This window comes from Candidatus Acidulodesulfobacterium sp. H_13, from assembly GCF_048541835.1.
Classification (GTDB): domain Bacteria; phylum SZUA-79; class SZUA-79; order Acidulodesulfobacterales; family Acidulodesulfobacteraceae; genus QIJE01.
In genome coordinates, this window is record NZ_JBLEOY010000002.1 from 38,235 (window position 1) to 60,892 (window position 22,658).

At 33.6% G+C, this 22,658-nt stretch carries 25 protein-coding genes and 6 pseudogenes; 6 read left to right on the forward strand and 25 right to left on the reverse strand.

Going from position 1 to position 22,658, the window contains the following annotated elements:
- Positions 1-102 precede the first annotated feature (102 nt).
- The 5 genes from ACMCNP_RS08545 (at position 103) to glnA (ending at position 3,427) form a co-directional block, all read left to right on the forward strand.
- Positions 103-291, forward strand: a complete 189-nt coding sequence (locus ACMCNP_RS08545; RefSeq protein WP_475393020.1) for a DNA translocase FtsK — start codon at positions 103-105, stop codon at positions 289-291.
- A complete protein-coding gene (locus tag ACMCNP_RS04595) occupies positions 288-956 on the forward strand; it encodes a LolA family protein (protein WP_419314503.1) in 669 nt (222 codons plus the stop codon). Before ACMCNP_RS08545 ends, ACMCNP_RS04595 begins: the two co-directional genes overlap by 4 nt.
- Before the next feature lie 43 nt (positions 957-999).
- Positions 1,000-1,485 carry a YajQ family cyclic di-GMP-binding protein gene (locus ACMCNP_RS04600; RefSeq protein WP_419314506.1) on the forward strand — a complete coding sequence of 162 codons (486 nt, stop codon included), beginning with the start codon at positions 1,000-1,002 and terminating at the stop codon, positions 1,483-1,485.
- Positions 1,486-1,625: 140 nt separating this feature from the next.
- Entirely contained in the window at positions 1,626-1,964 is a 339-nt protein-coding gene (locus tag ACMCNP_RS04605) for a P-II family nitrogen regulator (protein ID WP_419314508.1), read from the forward strand.
- A 50-nt stretch (positions 1,965-2,014) separates the two neighbouring features.
- Positions 2,015-3,427 carry a type I glutamate--ammonia ligase gene (gene glnA / locus ACMCNP_RS04610; protein ID WP_419314510.1) on the forward strand — a complete coding sequence of 471 codons (1,413 nt, stop codon included), beginning with the start codon at positions 2,015-2,017 and terminating at the stop codon, positions 3,425-3,427.
- 200 nt (positions 3,428-3,627) lie between these two features.
- On the opposite strand, the gene ACMCNP_RS04615 is transcribed toward glnA, so the two are convergent.
- Entirely contained in the window at positions 3,628-4,059 is a 432-nt protein-coding gene (locus tag ACMCNP_RS04615; protein WP_419314513.1) for a single-stranded DNA-binding protein, read from the reverse strand.
- A gap of 302 nt (positions 4,060-4,361) precedes the next feature.
- On the opposite strand from ACMCNP_RS04615, the gene ACMCNP_RS04620 reads away from it, so the two are divergent.
- Positions 4,362-4,577, forward strand: coding sequence for a hypothetical protein (locus tag ACMCNP_RS04620; RefSeq protein WP_419315930.1), 216 nt, complete (start codon positions 4,362-4,364; stop codon positions 4,575-4,577).
- Positions 4,578-4,579: 2 nt separating this feature from the next.
- Here the strand turns inward: ACMCNP_RS04620 and ACMCNP_RS04625 are convergent.
- The 24 genes and pseudogenes from ACMCNP_RS04625 to ACMCNP_RS04745 all read right to left on the reverse strand — a co-directional run.
- Positions 4,580-4,630: pseudogene (locus tag ACMCNP_RS04625) on the reverse strand (50S ribosomal protein L31); the annotation flags it as partial.
- A 107-nt stretch (positions 4,631-4,737) separates the two neighbouring features.
- Entirely contained in the window at positions 4,738-4,995 is a 258-nt protein-coding gene (locus ACMCNP_RS04630; RefSeq protein WP_419314516.1) for a hypothetical protein, read from the reverse strand.
- Positions 4,996-5,065: 70 nt separating this feature from the next.
- Positions 5,066-6,191: pseudogene (locus tag ACMCNP_RS04635) on the reverse strand (Fic family protein).
- 422 nt (positions 6,192-6,613) lie between these two features.
- Complete coding sequence (locus ACMCNP_RS04640) at positions 6,614-7,243, reverse strand: class I SAM-dependent methyltransferase (protein WP_419314519.1); 630 nt, start codon at positions 7,241-7,243, stop codon at positions 6,614-6,616.
- 425 nt (positions 7,244-7,668) lie between these two features.
- The gene (locus tag ACMCNP_RS04645; RefSeq protein ID WP_419314522.1) at positions 7,669-7,827 is read right to left on the reverse strand and encodes a glycosyltransferase; all 159 of its coding nucleotides are present in this window, start codon (positions 7,825-7,827) and stop codon (positions 7,669-7,671) included.
- Positions 7,809-8,186: a glycosyltransferase gene (locus ACMCNP_RS04650; protein ID WP_419315882.1), complete on the reverse strand. Its 378-nt coding sequence runs from the start codon at positions 8,184-8,186 to the stop codon at positions 7,809-7,811. The genes ACMCNP_RS04645 and ACMCNP_RS04650 overlap by 19 nt, the downstream gene beginning before the upstream one ends.
- A 519-nt stretch (positions 8,187-8,705) precedes the next feature.
- Positions 8,706-9,845 (reverse strand): glycosyltransferase family 4 protein, encoded by a 1,140-nt coding sequence (locus ACMCNP_RS04655; RefSeq protein ID WP_419314524.1) that lies wholly within the window; start codon positions 9,843-9,845, stop codon positions 8,706-8,708.
- Positions 9,845-10,021 carry a hypothetical protein gene (locus ACMCNP_RS04660; protein WP_419314527.1) on the reverse strand — a complete coding sequence of 59 codons (177 nt, stop codon included), beginning with the start codon at positions 10,019-10,021 and terminating at the stop codon, positions 9,845-9,847. The genes ACMCNP_RS04655 and ACMCNP_RS04660 overlap by 1 nt, the downstream gene beginning before the upstream one ends.
- A gap of 146 nt (positions 10,022-10,167) precedes the next feature.
- Positions 10,168-10,308: a hypothetical protein gene (locus ACMCNP_RS04665; protein WP_419315884.1), complete on the reverse strand. Its 141-nt coding sequence runs from the start codon at positions 10,306-10,308 to the stop codon at positions 10,168-10,170.
- A gap of 63 nt (positions 10,309-10,371) precedes the next feature.
- Positions 10,372-11,118 (reverse strand): annotated as a pseudogene (locus tag ACMCNP_RS04670) (GDP-mannose 4,6-dehydratase); the annotation flags it as partial.
- Positions 11,115-14,795 (reverse strand): glycosyltransferase family 4 protein, encoded by a 3,681-nt coding sequence (locus ACMCNP_RS04680; RefSeq protein WP_475393017.1) that lies wholly within the window; start codon positions 14,793-14,795, stop codon positions 11,115-11,117. The gene ACMCNP_RS04680 and the pseudogene ACMCNP_RS04670, both read right to left, overlap by 4 nt.
- Position 14,796: 1 nt before the next feature.
- Positions 14,797-15,672 carry a class I SAM-dependent methyltransferase gene (locus tag ACMCNP_RS04685; protein WP_419314530.1) on the reverse strand — a complete coding sequence of 292 codons (876 nt, stop codon included), beginning with the start codon at positions 15,670-15,672 and terminating at the stop codon, positions 14,797-14,799.
- 25 nt (positions 15,673-15,697) lie between these two features.
- Complete coding sequence (locus tag ACMCNP_RS04690) at positions 15,698-16,828, reverse strand: class I SAM-dependent methyltransferase (RefSeq protein WP_419314533.1); 1,131 nt, start codon at positions 16,826-16,828, stop codon at positions 15,698-15,700.
- Positions 16,812-17,396, reverse strand: coding sequence for a DUF4214 domain-containing protein (locus ACMCNP_RS04695; RefSeq protein WP_419314536.1), 585 nt, complete (start codon positions 17,394-17,396; stop codon positions 16,812-16,814). Before ACMCNP_RS04695 ends, ACMCNP_RS04690 begins: the two co-directional genes overlap by 17 nt.
- Entirely contained in the window at positions 17,396-17,686 is a 291-nt protein-coding gene (locus ACMCNP_RS04700) for a Wzt carbohydrate-binding domain-containing protein (RefSeq protein ID WP_419314539.1), read from the reverse strand. The genes ACMCNP_RS04695 and ACMCNP_RS04700 overlap by 1 nt, the downstream gene beginning before the upstream one ends.
- Positions 17,634-17,864 carry a hypothetical protein gene (locus tag ACMCNP_RS04705; protein WP_419314542.1) on the reverse strand — a complete coding sequence of 77 codons (231 nt, stop codon included), beginning with the start codon at positions 17,862-17,864 and terminating at the stop codon, positions 17,634-17,636. Before ACMCNP_RS04705 ends, ACMCNP_RS04700 begins: the two co-directional genes overlap by 53 nt.
- A 13-nt stretch (positions 17,865-17,877) precedes the next feature.
- Positions 17,878-18,069, reverse strand: a complete 192-nt coding sequence (locus tag ACMCNP_RS04710) for a hypothetical protein (RefSeq protein ID WP_419314545.1) — start codon at positions 18,067-18,069, stop codon at positions 17,878-17,880.
- A gap of 578 nt (positions 18,070-18,647) precedes the next feature.
- Positions 18,648-18,752, reverse strand: a pseudogene (locus tag ACMCNP_RS04715) (endonuclease III domain-containing protein); the annotation flags it as partial.
- A 67-nt stretch (positions 18,753-18,819) separates the two neighbouring features.
- Positions 18,820-19,101, reverse strand: a complete 282-nt coding sequence (locus tag ACMCNP_RS04720; protein ID WP_419315886.1) for an ArsR/SmtB family transcription factor — start codon at positions 19,099-19,101, stop codon at positions 18,820-18,822.
- A 54-nt stretch (positions 19,102-19,155) separates the two neighbouring features.
- A complete protein-coding gene (locus ACMCNP_RS04725; RefSeq protein WP_419315889.1) occupies positions 19,156-19,938 on the reverse strand; it encodes an aminodeoxychorismate synthase component I in 783 nt (260 codons plus the stop codon).
- Positions 19,881-20,144 (reverse strand): hypothetical protein, encoded by a 264-nt coding sequence (locus ACMCNP_RS04730; protein ID WP_419314547.1) that lies wholly within the window; start codon positions 20,142-20,144, stop codon positions 19,881-19,883. Before ACMCNP_RS04730 ends, ACMCNP_RS04725 begins: the two co-directional genes overlap by 58 nt.
- A 147-nt stretch (positions 20,145-20,291) precedes the next feature.
- A pseudogene (locus ACMCNP_RS04735) lies at positions 20,292-20,600 on the reverse strand (phospholipase D-like domain-containing protein); the annotation flags it as partial.
- 267 nt (positions 20,601-20,867) lie between these two features.
- Positions 20,868-21,889: pseudogene (gene gmd / locus ACMCNP_RS04740) on the reverse strand (GDP-mannose 4,6-dehydratase).
- A 24-nt stretch (positions 21,890-21,913) separates the two neighbouring features.
- The gene (locus tag ACMCNP_RS04745) at positions 21,914-22,657 is read right to left on the reverse strand and encodes an ABC transporter ATP-binding protein (RefSeq protein ID WP_419314549.1); all 744 of its coding nucleotides are present in this window, start codon (positions 22,655-22,657) and stop codon (positions 21,914-21,916) included.
- Between the last annotated feature and the right edge of the window lies 1 nt (position 22,658).

The window sequence follows — 22,658 nt, forward strand, 5'->3', positions numbered from 1 at the left end:
AAAAAGGTGTTGGAATTTATAAAGGAAAAGAATTTTCCATCGCAGAAAGACGAAACATTAATAAATGAATTTGACAATGTCGGTAATTTTGATAGAATAATTATGGACGACCCCGACGATGAGATATATAACGAGGTTATAGATATGGCTCAAGCCTCCGACGGCGGGAACGGTATTTCCATATCGTATATCCAAAGGAGGTTTCGCATAGGCTTTAACAGGGCGGCGAGGATTATGGAGAGGCTTCAAAACGACGGAATATTGGCAAAAAAAAGGAGAACGTTAAGGTGAATAGCAATAATATAATTATGAGGCTTTTTATTTATTTCTTAATTCTGCCTTTTTTGTTTTTGTTAGGTTTTGCGCAAACATCTTATGCCGCTCCGGCGTCTAATCCCATAATTAAAAAAATAGAAAACAGATATAAAAACGTGCATTCAATGAGCGCATATTTTTATCAAAAGGAAATAATACCTGGTTATTCGCAAAATATGGTTTTTAAGGGGTATTTCTATTACAAACACGGGAAGGGTATGACGTGGTTTTATGAATACCCGTTTCATAAAAAGCAGATTTTTAAAAATAATGAGCTTTATATCGTTAATAATCAAATAAAAAAAGTTACGATTATAAATATGGGAAAGAAAAAGGGCGGGTTTCCGCCCAATGTCGTTGAAGTTTTGGGTAATTTAACGAAATATTTTAAAGTTGAGGCCGTATCGGCAAATTCGGGTTCCGGAACTGTAACGATAGAATTAAAGCCGTTAGCGATACAAAGGGCAAAAAGGATTTATATGGGTTTTAACGAAAAGGATTTTAAGGTAGAATCATTGAAAATTATTACGTATCAGGGGCAGATAATAATGTTCCTCTATAAAGACGTAAAACTTAACGAGTATATTAAAGATTCTGTTTTTAGCATTCATTTTCCCTTGGATTATGAAATCATGAAATAGAACCGATAAAAAAACTAATTTTAAATTTAAGACGGAGATTAAAATGCCATCCTTTGATATAGTTTCCAAAGCCGACCTTCAGGAAGTAGATAATGCCATCAATCAGGCTATAAAAGAAATGACGGGCCGGTATGATTTTAAGGGGACGAAAAGCGAAATAAAGAGACAAGACAATGTCATTATATTACTGGGAGACGACGATTATAAATTAGATGCCGTCATAGATATACTAAAAGGAAAGCTCATAAAGCGCGGAGTTTCTGTGAAGTTCTTAGAGTTCAAAAAGAAAGAAAAGGCATCGAAGGGAATGATGCGTCAAGAGATAGAGATTAAAGAGGGTGTAAATAAAGATTCATCGAAAAAAATAATAGTTGAGATAAAAAAGGTCGATCCTAAGGCGGCGATAGAGAATCTTAATGACCACCTCAGGGTCAGTTCTAAATCCAAAAACGGGCTTCAAAGTATCATTACCGATTTAAAATCCTTTCCGTTGGACGTAGAACTCTCTTATATAAATTTTAGAAATTAAATATATGCGTAATTTTTATGCATTTTTTTTGTCGTTGCGTAATTTTTATGCATTTTTATAATTGATTTTACATTCTTGTCGGGTTTTCTTTTACAATAATATGGCATGTTTATTGCTAAAAATTTAGACGGGGAGGAACGATGAAAAAGGTTGAGGCTATATTTAAACCGTTTAAACTTGACGATGTGAAAGAGTCGTTAAGCAAAATCGGCATTCAGGGTCTTACCGTTACGGAGGTTAAGGGGTACGGTAGGCAGAAGGGGCACACCGAACTGTATAGGGGTGCAGAATATGTGGTGGATTTTATACCTAAGGTTAAAATCGAAGTTATCGTTTCGGATGATAGGCTCGTTGCCGTGGTAGAAGCAATAACGTCAAGCGCAAAGACGGGAAGGATAGGGGACGGAAAAATTTTTATTTTACCGGTAGATGATGCTGTTAGAATAAGGACGGGCGAAAGGGGAGATGAATCTCTTTGATTTTTATTATCTAAATAAATTTTAATTGTTTAATTTTTTTTGGAGGGAAAATGACGGAAAACGAAGTAATGCAATTTATCGAAGAGCAGGGGGTTCAGTTTATCGATGTAAAGTTCTGCGACCTTCTCGGAACATGGCAACATTTTACCGTACCCGTTAGTGAAGTCTCGAGAGAGTCGTTCGAAGAGGGTTTCGGGTTCGACGGTTCGAGTATAAGGGGCTGGAAGGCAATTGACACTTCGGATATGCTTATTATGCCGGATGCTTCTACTGCTGTAATAGATAATTTTATAGAGGCTAAAACGTTATCTTTGACTTGTAATATTAAGGACCCTATTACGGAAAAGTATTATGACAGGGATCCGCGTTACATTGCCAAGAAGGCGGAAGAATATTTGAGATCGACGGGTATTGCGGATACCATATACTTTGGTCCGGAAGCGGAATTTTTTATTTTTGACGACATAAGATACGATCAGACCGTAAACAGCGGTTATTATTATATCGATTCCGAAGAAGGTATATGGAACAGCGGTAGAGACGAGATGCCTAATTTGGGTCATAAGCCGAGACACAAAGAGGGGTATTTCCCTGTTTCTCCGCTTGATACTCAGACGGATATCAGAAATGAAATAGTTTTAGAGCTGCAAAATGTGGGTATTAGGGTGGAAGCAGCTCATCATGAAGTTGCGACCGGTGGTCAAGCCGAAATAGATATGCGATTTGATTCTTTAATGTCCATGGGTGACAGCTTCATGTGGTATAAATATATAGTTAAGAATGTGGCTAGAAGATACGACAAGACTGCTACTTTTATGCCGAAACCTCTTTTTAGCGATAACGGCTCCGGTATGCATGTTCACCAATCTCTATGGAAAAATGGACAACCGCTTTTTGCCGGTAAAGAATATGCCGGATTGTCGGAGATGGCAGTTTATTATATAGGCGGTATATTAAAGCATGCAAAGGCTTTATGTGCCCTTACCAATCCGACTACAAATTCGTATAAGAGATTAATACCCGGTTTTGAAGCACCTGTCAATTTTGTTTATTCCTCACGAAACAGAAGCGCTGCCGTCAGAATTCCGATGTATTCTAAATCTCCTGGGACGAAGAGGATAGAATATAGGACGCCCGACCCGACTTCAAATTGTTACCTTGCCTTTTCCGCAATGCTTTTAGCGGGTATTGACGGCATAGTCAATAAGATTAATCCGGGCAAGCCTACTGATAGTGATTTATTCACCCTGTCCAATGAGGAACTTAAGAATATCCCGGTTGCCCCCGGTTCTTTAGAAGAAGCGTTAAAAGAGCTTGAAAAGGACCATGAGTTTATGCTTCAGGGAGATGTATTTACCGAGGACATTGTTCGGGCATGGATTGACCGCAAGATGGAAAATGACGTCATCCCCGTTCGTACGAGGCCGGTTCCATATGAATTTGCATTGTATTACGATATTTAACAACATCTGCATATAAAAAGGCGTCATACCTCTTTATTAAAGGTATAACGCCTTTTTATATTATAATACGATAAGTCTTTATGTTGCATTCTCCTCAACCGGATTCACTTGCCGCGAGTACCCTCTCGATCGCCCGGTTTAAGCTCAGCCTTTTTGCGTAAGTACTTCAAAATTATTTACGCTTTATTATCGAGCATATCTTAAAACGGAATATCGTCGTCCTCTTGTTTGCCCGCTGGATTATAATCGTTTTCGGTGTTTTTTCTCTGAGCGGCATAGCCATTGTTGTCGCCGCCGCTGCCCTTGGCGCCCAGCAAGACGATATTGCTTGCAACTATATCTGTTTTGTATCTTTTAATCCCCTCTTTATCGTCATAAGAAGAGTTTCTTATCTTGCCCTCAATAAAAACCTGTTTTCCTTTTGTTAAGTAATTTGCGATACTCTGCCCTATCTTCCCGAAAACGGTAATATTATGCCAAGTGGTTCTTTCGGTTTTAGAGCCGGATTTGTCATTAAAATATTCAGTAGTGGCAATAGAGAAACTTAAAATCGCCAGACCGTCCGGCGTGTAGCGGAGCTCCGGGTCTTTCCCCAAATTGCCTATCAAAAGTGCTTTGTTAAGACTCCCCATGTAATACCTCCAGAATTTAATTATAAAATTTAAAAAGCCATTTGTAGCTTATATGATAATTTAAGTCGATTGTTTTGGCAAGTTAAAATTGTTTTAAATTTTTATTACGTTTATGTCACAATTTTGTTAAATTAATAATTATATTTATTTGCTTATTTCACTTTAAAAGATATTTAAGTATAACTTAAAATAGCTTTTTGTATTAAAAGTAAATCGGATTCGTTAAATTGATTTATTATGAATTCAGTCGGTTTAAAAAATAACGATAACGATGCGTCTCTTCCGGAGGTTATGATTGTGCGATGGTGATTCTTGCTATAGTCAACGGTTCCAATCCGCGCACATTAACCCCCGTGTCTAATGCAAACGCAAGTGCGTCATCGTCGGAGTTTGATTTGGGCAGTTCTTGCAATATAAATAATTTTCATGTCGGTCAAATATTGAACATTATGAATTCTATTCCGCTCAATGACAGCCTGCTTTCGGCGCTATCCGCGAACTTTTGTTTGCCTGCGTAAAATGGATGACATTTAGAACAGATATCCGCATGGATCTCTTCAATCGTATCCACCAACAAACTCTTCTCCGCAAGCGCACTTTACCTTAAAATTTTCATTTATAATTTAGCGTAATAACCTTATCAACTTTGACAGCCTTATGCCTTATTTTGGATTTTTTTTACTCTATCAAATCTCTAATATTATTAAGAAAAGAATTTTCAGAATCCATAATATTTAAAACTATTTTTTTATTTTCTTCTTCTTCAGTTACTCCTTCTTCTATAAGTGATAAATCTATTCCATCAACTATAAAGATAGTATCACCTTTACCAAATACATTATTACTATATGTTTTATCTTTATCAAACTCACCTTCCATGGGGTACAACAGTCCGTCAATTATAACATCTAATCCTTGATTTTGATAATAGCTCATATAAGTACGGAAATGTCCGGATCAAGTATTGTATATGATGATTTTGGGAAATTTTTGTGCAGTGCCATAATTATTTTTTAAACAAATTTAAGTAATCCCCGAAAACAAAAAATCTGTTTTGGGAAAATCCGGTTATTTCTTCTAATATCCTTAAATCAGCCAGTGTTTTTAACAGACGACTTGCGCTATTAAAACTAATTTTTAATTCCTTTTCTACATTTTTAGTATTTACAACCGGACGAGAAAACATAAATAAAAGCAAATTTTGCACATTTTTAGCACGTCCCCCCATGGTCATTATTTTTTGATCATATTTTTGACGCAAAGAAATAATCTGTTTAAAAGTTTCAATACCATCTTGTGCAGTTTCAATGATACCGTTCAAAAAGAATTTTACCCATTGTTCTATATTATTGGATTTACGTACCATAGTGAGAGAATTGCAATAGAAAGCTCTATTTTTTTCAAAAAAAACGGATAAATAGAGCGTTGGTTTTGTAAGAATTTGAGAATCAACCAATTGCAAAATAATAAGGAGTCGTCCAATTCTTCCGTTACCGTCTATAAATGGATGAATTGTTTCAAATTGGTAATGCGTAACAGCTATTTTAATTAAAACAGGAACATTATTTTTTAGATTATGCCAAAATTTTTCCAAGTCGCTTAGCAGATTAGAAACTTCATCAGCGCCTGGTGGAATAAAAAAGCATCCGCTAACGATGAGCCGCCGATCCAATTTTGGCTTTGACGCAATTCTCCCGGTGTTTTATATTTTCCTCGCACTCCGAAAGAAGTGTTTTATGGGAATCTTTAAGCAAGCGAATTGATAATGGAAGTTCTTTTAATTTTTCAATCGCAAAATTCATTACTTTGATATAATTTTGCACTTCGCTCCAATCATCCCTTTTCTCTGGGTCAATTTCTTTTTTCGGCAGAACAATTTCATCCATTCCAGTTTGTGTTCCTTCAATCATATTTGATTTTGTTGCCTCTCTCGCCACATTCATCTGAATAAAAAAATCAACATCAGGAATCAAGACAGAATAGGCATTTAGTTCACCTAAAAAATACATTGCTTGACCATTTAAGGCATCAATTTTTTCATCATCCCAATTAAAATCACGATTTATAAAAGAAGGAGTAAAACTTTTGTATTCTAATTGCTGTTTAAAATTTCCTGCTTTAAATTTTTTCATAGTTTTGACAATATGGCTATTTATATCTCCATTTTATACATTAACATCAATTACCTTCATTGTATCGTTACCGAAAATATCAACAACCTTAACGGCAATTTTGCGTCTGCCTGTTTTGTATTCATACGGAACGCTCCTTAACTCTATTGAACGATTTTTCTTAGTACGGAAACTTTGGTTTCGTTATGCTCTTGTGTCTCTTTGAGTACTGTTTCTAAGCTCTTTATCTGTTCATCTAAAGAAAATGCCCATTTGTTCTTCTCTTGGACCTCTTCTTGTAGTTCAAGAATCCTATTTTTTATTTTAGACAATTGATTATTATTAACTGAAATAGAACTTAATAGCATTTCTTCTGTTTTGAAATCACTGAATAATTCTGTTTCTTGTGTTTTTAGCTCATAAATAAACTGATAAACTTCACCTCATGGAAGTTCTGAAATAAAACTTCCTATTTCTTGCGGAAAATCACTATAACTATAATTAAACTCTGTATTTTCAGGTTTTTCATAAGTCCCTGTTTCATATGCAATGAAATAATTATTATTAGAAATAATCTTATCAAAAGTTTTTTTAGTAAAAAATCTTATGTGCGTATCATCAAGCAAACCGATTGGCGAATAATTAAACTCATTTTTCATAAGTCCCAATAATATAGAATTATGAGCTATATTAGGAATAGATATTAATACACTTCCATCATCTTTTAAGAATGATTTTACACCTTGTATTACTTTTTCCGGATAATAAAGGTGTTCTAATACATCAGCAAAAATTATATAGTCAAACTTTAAATCTTTAAATTTATTTTGCCAACTATAATCTTCGATATTTCCTACAACTATACCTTCTGTGTATCGTTGAGCATCTTTTGCAGAATTTTCATCTATTTCTACGGCATAAACTTTACATTTTAGATTTTCTTTCATATATTTTGTCATACGACCATTGGCTGGACCAAATTCTAAAATAGTACTATTTGGCCTGATTCTATCTATAAGTAAAGAAAGACTATTTCTGCTTTCTAAGTCTAACCCAAAATTATATTTGCTCATATGTAAACTCCACTTCATCTGAATATAAAGTCACAATACATCCATCAATGTTATCTGATGACATTACATTAATAGTTGTTGCCTCATATATTCAATATTGTTGTATGTGATTTAACTATGTGCTTTCTGACAATGCAACCGTAACGACATATTCTTTCGGAAATATTTTTGATACTTTAAAACTAATTTTAGAGCCTTTTTGAACTTCAGCAATGGACATTCATGCATATAAAAATTAATATTTCATTCCAGTTATTGATCTAAGATTGTGTGATATGAGGGTACTTTTTACCCTAAATATCATGAAATTATGTAAATGCCAGTTGTGCATCTTCTTCTATTGGTATTAGTAAAATGACTTACACAAAATAGGAAGCGGTCTCCTATAAAGTAGATCGAACCATTTTTTCTGCTGTAAAAAGCTTTTAAAATCTTTCTCGTGAGTTTTTTGCCATAGTGTTGTATAGTGCTTCATCGCTTGTCAGTTTCTTAAAAGCATCAGCCAACTGTTTTGGAGATTCTACATCTACTTGAATACCTGTCTCTCCATCTTTGTTTACCCAGCTTATTCCTGAATCATACATGTAATAGGTTTAGAGAAAGGCATAGCCTCTATGATGACAACTCCAAAGGCTTCTGCTTTTGTTATTGACGGTAAACAAAATATATCACAAGCCTCCAAATAGTCATATTTTTCTTGTTCACTAAGATAGCCAAGTAGTTTTACTTTATCATGAAGATTATATTGGTTTAGAATACTCTCAAGTCGTCCCTCCTCATACCCTTTTCCACTGATTAAGATGACACAATCATCATCTAAATATTTAGCAGATTCTACCAAATACATAAACCCTTTATAACTTACTAAACGACCAATGGCAAAGATTATTTTTTCGTCGTGATATCTTTGTTTGATTTTTGCAACATTAGCCGTGTCAGGAATAAACTTACCATTTTACTCCTAAAGGCATAACCTCCACTTTATCCATAAAGTTTTTTAAACAAGGAGAATATTTAGCATAATTTTTAGAAGTTGCTATAACTTTATCTGCGAACCTTAACACCCAGTTTTGCAATGGAAGAAAAAGTTTCCTTGTTTTATGTTGTCTTACGATGTCTGATTACCAATGTATGATAACCTTTAACTTTGGTCGCACCAAGAACAGTGCTAAGAACGACATAGGGTCAGGTGCTTGAATATGGATGATGTTATACTTAGGAGCCAACTTCCATAGTTTATATATAATTTGCGGAGTAATCGATGTAGATAAAAATATACCATAAGAAACTGTTCTAAAAACTGCATAGTTTTCATACCTGTCCTCTACATACTTTGCCTCAGTGTTTGAACATAACACATCACATACATAACCTTTTTTGCCAACACCTTCTGGTATCTCAAACATTACCTGTTATGTACCACCCATACTAGGTGGATAAAATCTTCCAAACTGTAAAATTTTCATATTTTCAAGACCTTTTCAAATACTTTTTTATGGGCTTGTGCAGATTTTTCCCAAGTAAATTGTTTTACCCTCTCTAGTCCTTTTTCAGTTAAATCTTTTTGCAAGTTCTCATCGTTTAAAAGCATTTTAATTTTCGCTGCAATATCTTCAATATCATTAGGGTTGATATATAAAGTAGCATCTCCACAAGCTTCGGACAAGGAAGCTACATTTGAAACTATTGTAGTAGTTCCACATGCCATAGCTTCTAATGGTGGGATTCCAAATCCTTCATATAGAGATGGACAGACAAAGAGAGTTGCTAAATTGTAAACATGAGCCAACTCTTCATCACTCAAGTAACCCAAGTAGCGAACATATTTTTTTTCTTTTTCTATCTCTTGCATAATTTCAGTGTTTTTTTTCCACCCTTTAAATCCAACTAAAACAAAAGGATAATTTTCTTTGACATCATCATTAAGCAGGCGGTAGGCTTTGAGTGTATTTAAAAGGTTTTTTCTTGGTTCTATGCTTCCTACAAAAAGAAGAAAATTATCTGCTAAATTAAACTTTTCCTTCGTAACACTTAACACATTTTTATCATAGCGTTTAAAGAGTCCATTATCAACACCGTGATATATAACAGTAATCTTCTCTGCATCAAATTTTAAGTACTCTATAATTTCATTTTTAAAAAACTCAGAACCTGTAATAATCCAGTCAGATTTTTTAATATTTTTATAAAAATTAGTATTAAAATAATCAAGTCGTTCTTGAGGGTGCCACTCAGGATGAACATAAAAAGAAAAATCATGCACGGTACTCACAATTTTATCTGCTTTAATTCCATCAAGGGGAATAAAATTCGGCACCCAATACAGGCTAAACCTATGTACAAATATCTTGCTAAATAAAATTAGATACTTTCGTGCAAGCTTTTTAACAACTGAGTTTCGTACTAAAAAAGACTTTAGAGATTTTAGCTCAGACATATTATCTGGTTTTACTAAGTTTTTTGAATAGTAGCCATAAAAATAGGAGATATCAAAAGCATCATCAGTCTCTAAAACTTTAGCAATCTCATAGATATATCTACCAATTCCTGTAAGTTGTGACAGCAAAGGAATAACATCTATCAGTAAACTATTTTTAGACACTATATATCACCTTTATACATCTCTTTAAGCGTTTCACTAAAATCTTTTTGAGTAACATACCCAATAAGCCCAAACAGCTTCTCATTAGAACCTACCAACTTCTCTATCTCATTTTTACGTACAAACTGAGAATTTACCTTTACTTCTATGGTATAGTTTGTAATTATCTGCATCATCTCTATAACATCAAGAAGTTTTATACCTCGACTTGAACAAATATTGACAACTTCAAAGTCAATATCAGACTCTAATAATCGCTTATAAACTTCACCCACAAAACCTACATCATTAAACTCACGATAAACATTGAGATTACTAAATTCTATGACTTCTTTTTTTCTCTAAAATGTTCTACAATTTTAGGTATCAAAAAGTGATCTGCTTGTCCTACGCCAGTATAGTTAAAAGGTCTGATGATGATTATAGGCAGTTTGTTAAAATAACCACTAACCAAAGACTCCATGGCATATTTACTAGCACCATAATGATTTGCTGGTTTTGGACAAAGAGATTCATCTAAAACTTCGTTTGTTGCAAGTACATAAGTATCTGGCTTATCTGTTTGTAACATAAGGTACATACCTTCTATGTAGTCTTAAAACCCCAGTCTCTTTTGGCATCCATGTTACTAAGTTCCATGTAGTCAAGTTTACCAAGTTTTATCTTGGCAACACTGTCAGTAATCTTTCTCGTAACAAACTCTATTCCACGCAGTGGTGACTCATGGTTAAACAAGATTCCAGAAGAGGCAAACATATTTAAGACTCTCGATAATTTACTACCATCCAGTGTGCATACATTTTAGCTGCTCCATAGGGACTTCTAGTCCAAAATGATGTCTTTTCAGTTTGTGGTGTATCTCTTGAACATCACCAAACATCTCTAAAGTTGAAGCTTGGTAAAGCTTTATCTTTGTATTATACTATGCGGGGATAGCTTCAAGTAGATGAGCACACCCTAATCCTGTGATGTGCGCAGTAGCAAGTGGTTGTTCAAAAGATACCCCTACGAAACTACTCTGTGCTACAAGATTGTAGATTTCATCTGGTTTAATGTCAGCTACCATTCGTATGCTGTTCGCAGGATCTGTCAAGTCATATTCTATCAGCTCTAAGTTCTCATGGTTTTCTATACCCAACTCTTCTATACGCCAAAAGTTCACAGAAGATGTTCTTCTGTATGTTCCATAAACCTTATAACCTTTGTCCAAAAGTAGTTCTGCTAAGTAAGCAGCATCTTGTCCTGTTATACCTGTTATTATTGCTTTTTTCATTTAATTTTCTCCTTTTTATTTAAATGAATATCTATATTTAAGCAGCTTAGTAGTTGCTGTGTACTCTCTTCCCAAGTAAGCCATGGCATAGTGTCAGATTTAGGGTGTTTATCTGCTTTATATAACTCTATCCATTTTTCTATAGTCTTTGCCAAAACCTTTGGGTCTTTGCTGTTTTCAAAATAGTAAGCATACTCTCCTGCTGCTTCTCTAAATACGGGTATATCTCTGGCAATAATTGGCTTCTTCTTTTGTGCTGCTTCTATGAGTGAGAGTCCAAACCCTTCTCCTTCACTCGCTGCGATGAGACAAGAACTTGTACTATAGACTTTTTCAAGATATTCATCGCTAATGCCTTCTAGCCAAAAAAATCTTTTGTTTAGTTTGGGATGAGTTCTTAGTTTTTTTACTAACTCATCAACCAACCAGCCTTTTTTTCCTACGATAACGAGATTGACATCTTGATTAGCTTCCCAAAGTATTTCAAACGCTTTTAAGGTTTGCATATGCCCTTTTCTTGGCTCAATAGTACCTACTATCAGGAAGCTATCTTTAGATTGGATTGTATCTAACACACTTTTAGCATTATCAGGTAAACCTTTTGATGACATAGAATTACCTATATCTACGCCACTGTGAGAGACTTGAATATTTATTTTTTTATATTCTGCTTGGTTTGATAGCCATTGTTTGTATTTAATTGCTGTTTGATTTGAGACACATACTGAAAAATCTAAAAGAGACATAACTCTTAGCCAATTTTCAAATCCCTCTTTAGTCCCTTTAGGAAAAAACTCTGGCAAATCAACAGGCAACAAATCATGTAGCATAAAACCTACTTTTACACCTTTGTGCATCATTTTATTATAAAATGAACTTTGTTGTATTTGAACTCCTGGTTGTAAATCTAGCAAAAAGAAAATATCACCACTTTTATATTCTATGTAATTGTCTTCTATCTCTATATCTCCATGGTTTAAACATTTATAGGTAAATCGTCCTGCAAATCTATAAGAATCATCAACTGTTGCATACACAGGAATAACATCATACTCATAAGGTGGATTCTTAAGCAGTTGAAAAAGTAAATTTTTCACTACTCTTTGTATGCCAGTTCCTGCATCTTTTGTAATAAGTTCAGATATATCTAAAAACAGCGTATTTTTTGGTTTATTTTGTGTCAATACGAATAATAGTTGCTGAGTGCTCTCCTTCCATGTGTTATATTTTAAATTATCTGACTTTGGATGCTTGTTATCATTATATAAATCAATCCATTTTTTTAAGCTCTTTGATAAATCTACAGCTTCAAAACCACTAAAATAATATGCATTATTACCTGCTATTTCTTTAAATACAGGAATGTCTCTCGCAATAATTGGTATTTTATATTGTGCTGCTTCTACTAAAGGTAAACCAAAACCTTCATTTATACTTGCCGCAATCAAAGCAGACGAATTTTTATATATCAAATCCAAGTATTCATCGCTTATCCCATTTAACCAAAACAGCCTTTGATTATATTCTTCATGTTCTACTATTTTCTTTATGAATGATTCAGTTTTCCATCCCCCTTTTCCAACAAAAATAATATTAACATGAATACCATCTTTCCATAACACCTCGATAGCTTCTAAAATTTGATCCTGTTTTTTTCTTGGCTCTATGGTTGAAACGGCTAAAAATGTTATTTTATTATGCATTATCTCTATTAAACCCTGATAGTCATTGGGTAGTCCAGTTGACGGGTTAGAGGCTTTCATACCAGATCCATTATGTACCCACTCATTAGTAAAATGAGGTAATGGCACTATTTTTTTCTCAGAGAGCCATTTAGTATAAGAGTCGCTGGTTCCTTTAGATATACATATCACTCCATCTAATCTGGAAAACATTTTCATTAACTCTTCGTGTAAATGCTTGAGTTCATCATTATTAAACATATCATTCAACTCTATAGGAAGTAAATCATGTACAAGAAATAAGACTTTTACTCCTCTATTTTTTAAATCATAAAAATATTGTTTATGCGATAACTGAACATGGTGTTGCATGTCAAGACCAAAAAAAAGATCACCTTTTTGTGGTTTGATTGGTTCATCTTCTATATTTTTTCCTTTTTCACCCAAAAACTTTGCTTTAAATTTATTTGCAGATTTATACTCCGTTTCTACAGTAGCATAAACTGGAATAATATCAAAATCTTTTGGTGGTTCTATCAGCAGCTCTTTTAGATATGCTTTAACTACCCTTTGAATTCCAGTCGCCGAATCTCTTTGGCATAACTCTGACACATCTAAAAATAATTGTTTTTTTTGAGTTTTTTTATGAGTATAAAATATTGAATTTGCTATAGCTTTTATATCTTCATCTGTATGATCTAAAACATATGGAGTAATCTTTTCTATTAATAGCTCATAGGGCTTGTAATTGGGATAGTTGTCTGTTTTAGAAGATTGAAAATCATGACTTTCTAAAATTTTTAAAATAGATTTAGCAGATGTGTCCCAAGAAAAACTCTTTTTATGTTCTTGTTGCTTATCTAACAATCTACTTCTTAAATTTTTATCGCTTAAAACCTCTTCAATTTTTGAAGCTATTGATTCTGCACTATGAGGGTCAAAAAGAGCCTCTTCGCATCCTATAACTTCTGGTATGCTCGTAGTATTTGAGCCAATAACTACTGCACCACAATTTATAGCTTCTAATACAGGCAAACCAAACCCCTCGTGTATGGAAGGGAATACAAAAAGGTTTGCTAGGTTGTAAAACATTATTAGCTCTTCATCAGACACATACCCTGTTAGTATCAACTCATCTTTTTTTAACCCATATTGCTTTGCAATTTCTAAAAGGTTAACCCTATCTCCCTCTTGTATTTTACTTACAATTACAAGTTGATGTGAATCTTTGATATTTTGTGAAAGATTGCTATATGCTTCTATCAGTTTTTCAAAGTTTTTTCTAATATCAAAGTCAGCGGGCACGTAAGCTATCATTTTTCGTGAAATATTGTACTTTTTGTAAAGATCTTTTATTTCACTATCATTTAATTCTAATTTTTTAAAATCATTATCAACTGCAGCAGAAATATTTACTATTTTATTTTCAGAAATATTTAAATAATCAATTCCTTCTTGTTTTGATGATTTTGAAATAGAAAATAATAAATCAGCTTTTTTTAAAGATTCTATTTTTCTCATGTAATACTCATGCTGAATTTTATTGTTTAAATAAATATCTTGATTCATATAAGGAATTAAATCATATAAAATAACAGCAGTTTTATACTTTTTTGAAAATAAACCAACCGAAGTAACAGCATTATCCACAAATCCTTCAAAGAGACTTGTTAATAAAACTATGTCTGGATTAAGTTGTTCTAAAAAATATTCTCTTACAAGTTCTGCTACTCTTGCTCGATTTTGATTGTTCTGATCTTGTTCAAAAACAGGTAACACAACATCAAAAACAACAATATGCTCTTGAGGAGTATAGTCTTTAATAGCATCTCTTATATCAGAGATGCTATCCGTAAATGCTGAATTTAAAACAAGCCATATTTCATGCTCTCCTGCATTTTTTGCTAAAGCTAAAGCAGTAGAAAAAGTATAACGCCCTATACCTCGAAATTTACTCTCAGATTGAGCACCTTGTATATCAATTACTATTTTCATTTTATTTTTCTACGCACATTTCACTTAAAGGATAACTTCGATATAGCCAAGTAGGTTTACATTGTTTCGCAATTCTAACATTTTTAGCTTTGATAAATATATATTGTCCTAAGTCGTGCTCTCTAAATTTTAAGTTATCATATAATATATCAGTATTAAAAAAATTATTACTTCTATTCTCATGTACATCTGATGAAAACATTATTTCAATTTCAAAACCTAAATGAGATAATAATAAATGTAACTCATGTTTATTATACTCTCTATTGTGACGACCATGGGGACCGTACCCAGAATAAGGATCATATATATTACTACCTGCTAACATTTTTGCAACATTTTCAAGTCTGTTAACATTAGGTGTAGTTAGAATTAATGTACCATATTGCATTAAAGACTTTTTAATTCTCAATAGAACATCCATTGGATTATTTGTAAAATGTTCAAATACCTCACAAAGTACTATTATGTCAAATTTATCACTAAAAGGTATATCTTTAGTTTCAATGTTATGATTTTTAAATGTAAAATCATATACTTCGTTAAACTTAGAACTCTTCATTGTTTGTATATAAGGACCAGTATACTCATCTCCAAAAAAATTTGTATGATATGTTTTATATTTTCTAAATTTTTTTAACAAAATAGAATTAAAATAAGGGTTACTTCCAATCTCAAGTAGCTTACCTTCTTCATTTTGTATTAAATCAAGTGTGTATATGAAGCGATTAAAATCTTCACTTAAATATCCTTCTAACTCATTGGTAGTATTATTATCTAATATAAAAGATTTTAAATAATCAAGTAATTCATTGTGAACATATCCTATTGGTAAATTTAACGGATAAACTAGTTTATCGTACTTTTGATTCATCATTATTCCTCATCATATTTAAATTTAATTATTTTTTATATCCTATGACAGCAAAATCTTGCCCTACATTAAATTGATGATTAATAAAAGAATCTTCAAAATGTAAGTTCTCAGGTGAATGCAGTTTTTTTATACTAACATTTTTAAATTTTTGATTTGTAATTATAAACTCAATACTAATTGGTACCAACGGATTAATATGCGTAGGATCCATATAAAAATTACAAGCACCCACAGTCAAATTTTCTGGATTAGGTGTTTCAAAAATTACCATTCCTCCTTTTTTAAGCACCCTGTAACTCTCTTCAAAAAGCTTCATTAAAACCTCAAAAGGAAGATGCTCTATGATGTGAAAGCCGGTAATAATAGATAAAGATTCACTCTCTAATGAACATAGATACTCTATGACATCCAACCCAAGGGCTTTAGATTTCGAAACCATAACACGGTTTAAATCCAAGCCTTTTGCACTATAGCTCTCTTCTTTAAGTAACTCCAGCCATTCACCTCTACCACAACCTACATCAAGAGCTAAAATCTCCTCTTTTCTAAAGGGTAGTTTTTCAAGATAAGGTAAGTACACTTCAACTCTCTCTTTTATATCTTCTCTGCTTCCTCGAAACTTATCTTCAAACTCTACATAAAAAGTATCAAACTTATGCTTTTCTTCATCTGTTATTTTTTGAAGTTGCTGAGTACTTATGACCTCGTCTGGCAAGCGTTTTTTTGCTTCATCTATGAGGTTTTGCATGTTTTGTTGTGATAGTTTAATATACTCTTTTGCATAGTTAACTGTTTGTAAGTAGAGTTCAAAATCTTTATGTTCTGCCTTTAGTTTTAAGCTTTCATGGATGTTATGATTAAAACTAAGAAGTTCTTCTCGTTCTGCCTTGTCATCTAAAGCAGTTGTGAGTTCATTATATATCTCTTGGAGTTGTGCAGTTTCTGCTTTTGTTTCAAATTGTTTTTGAAGTTCATCTTGCAGTGTTTCAAAGCTTGTTTGTTCTGCCTTTAAAGCATCTAATGCATATAAGTCATGCTTCACTTGAGATGTTATATTAACTAGTTTTGAATTTACTTCATCTACTGTTGCCTTATCATTTAGGCTCTTTTGTAAATTTAAACTATTTCTTTGGGAAATATCATGCAAAGAAGCCATATGGTTTTCTATACTGATTGAATCGTTTTAAAAAATTTGGTAATGTAAACAGTATATGTATTGATTTGACAACATAACCAACAAAAGGAAGTTTATATAAGCTTGCTCGAACATAGCGTTTTTTAATACATAGTATGTTTGCGCCCTTTCTTTTTCCCTCTTTTGAAAAACGTAAGGCGATTAAAATCTCTACCTTTGAATATTCGCCACTTCGTAGTAGTTTAAGATAATGCTCTTTTCCATAAATATCAGCTTGCCGTCCCAAAATACCAATATAGGCATTGTTTATAAAAGACTCATCTGCAAATTTTGTAAAATCACCTATTTCGTACACTTCTTTTATCTCAAAAGTTTCTTCAGTTTTGTAAACAACTTGTTCATTATGTAGTGATAACTCTTGATAAGTTATAGTGGCTTGAAATGTTACTGCATCAGGTATAGAACTCTCTTGCTTTTGAATCACTGAAGTTTCAGGTTTTACAGGAGGTTCTTTTCTCTTTGCAATTTCCTGCTTTATCCTGTTCATAATCTCTTTTACAGATAAATCTTTTATATTCGTTTTTAGCATTATATAATCTCTTTTAAAATAATCTTAGGTTGAAGTCGACAAAGTCCAGCAAATATTTTGCCTTGTATACCTGCCACTTCAAATTTTTCTGCATGATCTAACCAATATGCACAATTGTCCAAATGAGTATCTTCAGAATGAACAGCTGCTGTAATAGAGTACTGACCAGGACATATATTTAAAGGCATGCTAAAAGTACAAGTATATGTTTTGTCTTTTTCAAAACTTAGCACCTGCTCATGATGAAAAGTATTTGTACCAAAAATATCTTGCCCAAACTTTTCTCTCATTATAAATCCCAACCGTCATATTATCAAGCTCTTTTTTTGATTTTATACTAACCTCAATGGTAACATTTTCTCCCGAACTAACAGTACTTGATAAAGATTTTTCACCTTTTAGATTAACTTCAATTATCTCAATGTCAAAAGTTCCACAAGAACTGTTTTGAGTATTTTTTATCTGCATCGTTTGTTCTTCATCATTTAGCTTTAGAGATGAGAAAATTGTAACTATTTATTACATCTTCCGGTTGCCCCTTTTTAGCTACTTCTCCTGCATTTAAGAGTATAACTCTATCGCAAAGAAGTTTTAAAGAGTTTAAATCATGAGACACATATATTATACTCATATTTTCTTTTTTTCTATCTCTTAATGCTTTAGCATTAAGCAATAAAGCGGGCATCCCCCACACTTAAAGCTTCATCTACTATAAGTATCTGATGTTTTGAAAAGATAGCAATGGAAAAAACAAGCCTCATGCTCATTCCTGATGAATAGGTCATAATAGGCTCATCAATTAGTCACATAGTTCGCTAAACTCGATAATTTTACTTTTATTAGATCGTCCGCGCTGGATAGAATAATTATTAAAGCCTTTGCTTTTGCCATAAATTCACCCATTCTAAAATTTAATTAGTTTTTTGCACAATGAGCCATACTTATTATGGCATATTAGTCACTTGCAGATGCTAAATCAGAAAATGGAGTGTAATATCAAGGCAGTTACCGCAAATGATAAAATGATCATTACCAGATAGAAAAATGTTTTTTGGTTTATAGCAAAATGGAACTTATTGCCTAAAAAAAGAATCAGCAAGGACGGTATTAAAATTGCGGACAGTTTTAGCGCCTTAAGGGTTGAAAGACCGAGAAAGATATAAATAAATAGCCTAAAAATGCTGTCTGTGATTGCAACTATTTGAAACGTAGCCCTAAATACGCGCTTACCGTGGTGCTTCATTTGTGAGTTTTTAAGTTATTTATGGCCTTTTCAACATTAGTCCATGCGGTGTTTTGTGTCAATATTGCCCCGATCATAACCTCAAAATCCGATTCCGCAGGCCACCAGTTCATCTGTCCGTACTTATCCCGCAGAATATCATAAATCTTTAACGAGATACCGTCGCTATTTTCTTTATTTTTATCCATCATCACAATTAACACCCTTAATATCCTTTATGTTTCTTACGCCGAGTACATTGCCATAAATACGTTCAATCTTTTTAAATGCCTTTTTATTGAGAAAATAATAAACCCATCTCCCCACTTTTCTTCTGCTGATTAATCCCGCATTTTTTAACGTAGACAAGTGGTGCGATACCAGCGTCTGATCAAGTCCAATCTCTTTATATATAACGCATACGCATTTTTCTCCGTTTTTCAATGCGGAAATGATTTTGAACTTACTCTTGTCTCCGAGTATTTAAGGTATTTCACAAGCTGTAATTCTTCTTTATTCATATAATTTTAGATACTTTTAATTCGGAACATATATCTTGTCGATCATTCCATTATATTTTCTTTCAATGTCGCTATAAACGGTTATTCCGCCTCCACTTCGATAGAAACAATTAGACCCCTTACTTTCGATAAATCGTACCATAACTGAACTTTTAAGATTTTTTCCATCATATATTCCAAAAACCCTGGTATAATAACCCCTATCATCTAATTCGGTCTCCTCGATAATCTCTAATGTTTTTCTTTTTGGGGCTCCGCATATAGAGCCTGCTGGTAGTATATTAAAAAGAATATCGCCTAAACGATGCGCCATGCCCGGCTTAATTTTACCCTCTATCTCGGACACCATCTGCAATAACTCACCTGAATTTGTTTTTATCTTGTCAATAAAGCAAAACTTATTAACCTTCACGTCGGAACAGACGATATTTAAATCATTACTTAAAAGGTCAACAACGGTCAAGTGCTCAGCCCTTTCTTTTTCATCATTTAAAAGCGTTTCTTTCGCATTTGGGGTAGTTGTTGCAAGTGTGCCCTTAATTGGATAAGTAAAAATTCTGTCCCTTATTACATTAATAAATATCTCTGGAGAAAAAAGAGTGAACTCACTCTCTTCATTCCTGAAATAAAGTTTATATAGCGCCGAACTTTTTAGAAATATCTCTTCCAAGCTAAAATTTATTTTAATGGGATTTTTAAAGGTCAAATTTAAAAGGTATGAATCGCCGTTTTCCTGTTTCTTTATAACATTGTTGAACGCTTTTTTATAAATCTCAAATGGAATAGGATATTTTTGAATATTAAACTCTTTTTTGTCGAAGGCGTCGTTGGTATTTTTAAGCTGCCGATAGAATCTTTGTTATAGTTTTTTGCTCCGTCTATGGAATATTTGATATAAAAACCGTTTGATCTGTTTAGTTCGGACAATTTTAAAACTATGGGGCGGTCTATTTTATAATCAATAATAAAGAGAAATTTAATTCTCTTTTCTGCGTAAAGATTCATCTTCTCAACCCAGTCCAGTTTTAAAAACATTGGTAAAATAATTAGGTTAAAACTTCTTATCCTCAGTTAATATCAAGATTCGATTTTCTATTCCATATACGATAAAAGTTTCGTAAAGCGTTATCTATTTCTTTTTTGTTTATTATATTAGGTTGCATTGTTATTCCGGTTTTCCGATGGACCGCAATTTCCATCGTAGCACGATGCCCCTTCGGCCGATGGTGACCAGTTTGCCGAACCCTCTCTAAATACAATGCCGGGAACTATAAACATTTTATTGTGCATGATATTCCAAAAACCATCGTCCTTCTTGGCTTTTATGTAAATATTTTTCACATTTGCAAGAATATATGTCCTATCGGTTCTATCTCGCATCTGCCTATTATCCCTGTATATAAAAATCTTAACCCCCTTATGTGCTAAGTGGATAAGATCCCTTGCGATTTTATAATTGGTAAAAGAAAATACATTACAACATAAAGTTTTTTAACCCTCAGCGATTTGTTAAGCCAACTAATATCTGTGTTTTGAAGGTTAGTTGCAGGTGAAAAATAAGTAATCGTCCCCGTTTATGCGGGTACATACGTGATAGATACTGATAATATCGAAAATAAAATGACGATGACAATAAATTTTTTCATAAACAAAAAACTCCTATATTTGCCTATTCCGAAACCTATATTAAGGCTTGTTTTTTTTGAGCAAGGATGGCATACTCTAAGCTTATAATTTAAGTGATCTCTTTTGTTTTTCTAAATCATATTTTATCATAATTTCAATTAGGTCGTTAAACTTGATTTCTGGATCCCATCCTAATCTTTCATGGGCTTTTTTTGCGTTCCCCATAAGAGCATTCACATCTGCCGGCCTATAAAACTCTTTTGAGACCTCTACTAATACTCTGCCGGTTTTCTTGTCTATGCCTTTAGTGTTTACTCCTGCACCTTGCCATCCTATTGTATAGCCTGCAAATTTAAATGCTTTTTCGACAAATTCTTTTATTGTATGCATCTCGTTAGTTGCCAAGATATAATCGTCAGGTTCATCCTGTTGAAGCATAAGCCACATACCCTTTACGTAATCCGATGCATAACCCCAATCTCTCTTCGAATCCAAATTGCCGAGAATCAGTTTGTCTTGTAAGCCATATTTTATGTTTGCAACGGCCAGTGTAGTTTTTTTTGTCACAAATTCAAGACCACGAAGTTCCGATTCGTGGTTGAACAGTATGCCGCAAGAGGTAAACATATTGTATGATTCTCTATAATTTACCGTGATATGATGCGCATAAACCTTGGCGGCGGCATATGGACTTCTGGGGTGAAACGATGTTGTCTCTGTCTGTGGCATTTCTTTGGCATTACCGAACATCTCAGATGTTGAAGCCTGATAAAATTTAGCTTCAGGGTTGACATCACGCAGGATATCAAGCACCCTCAAAACGCCCATTGCATCGATGTAAGCATTGGTTGTTCAAACGACACACCTACGAAACTCTGAGCTGCCAAATTATATACCTCATCCGGCATTATCTCTGCTATGACGTGCCTTATATTTGTAAGCTCCAACAAGTCCATGTAAACAACTTCTATTTCTTTTCCTATGCCGAGTTCATCTATTCTCCAATTACCCGAATTGCCGCTGCGTCTATCTGCACCGTATACCTTGTAACCTTTTTCTAGGAGTAATTTCGCCAAATATGCTCCGTCTTGACCACGTATGCCTGTAACTAAAGCCTTTTTCATAAATATTGCCATCCAAATATGAATTTATACACTTTTTATATATTCGTTTTTTACCTTACGAGGATCGCCAAACTCTTTTATTTTACCGTTTTCGAGGAACATTGCCTCATCACACACATTTGCTATATCATCTGGAGAGTGGCTTACTATTATGAGCGTTTTACCCTTTTCCTTGAACTCAATAATCTTTTGTCTGCTCTTCTGTTGAAAATGTGCATCGCCGACGCCCATGATTTCGTCTAAAATGACTATGTCGGGATTTATATTTATGGCTATGGAAAATGCAAGCTTTATGTACATGCCGCTGGAAAATGTCCTTATGGGTTCATTTGCAACATTGCCCAATTCTGCAAACTCCAATATCTCATCATATCGCAATTCTATTGTTTCCTTTTGCATCCCAAGCATAAGGCCGTTTATTAGAATATTTTCCATTGCCGTAAGCTCAGGGTTAAAGCCTGCACCAAGCTCCAAAAGAGGTGTTATTTTCCCACTTGTCATTATTTCTCCCTGAGTAGGTGAGATAATGCCGCATATGAGTTTTAGCAGGGTACTTTTCCCCGCTCCATTCTTCCCCATTATGCCGAATGTGCAACCTTCTTTTACATTGAATGAGATATCGTCCAAAACGGTTAATGTAGGTTTTTTTGTTCCCCTGAATCCTTTATTTATCCATCCGACAAACTGAGTTTTTAATGACGAAGGTTTGTATGTTACCCTTTTAAATATCTTGGTGAGATTTTTTACTTCAACGACATTGTTATTCATC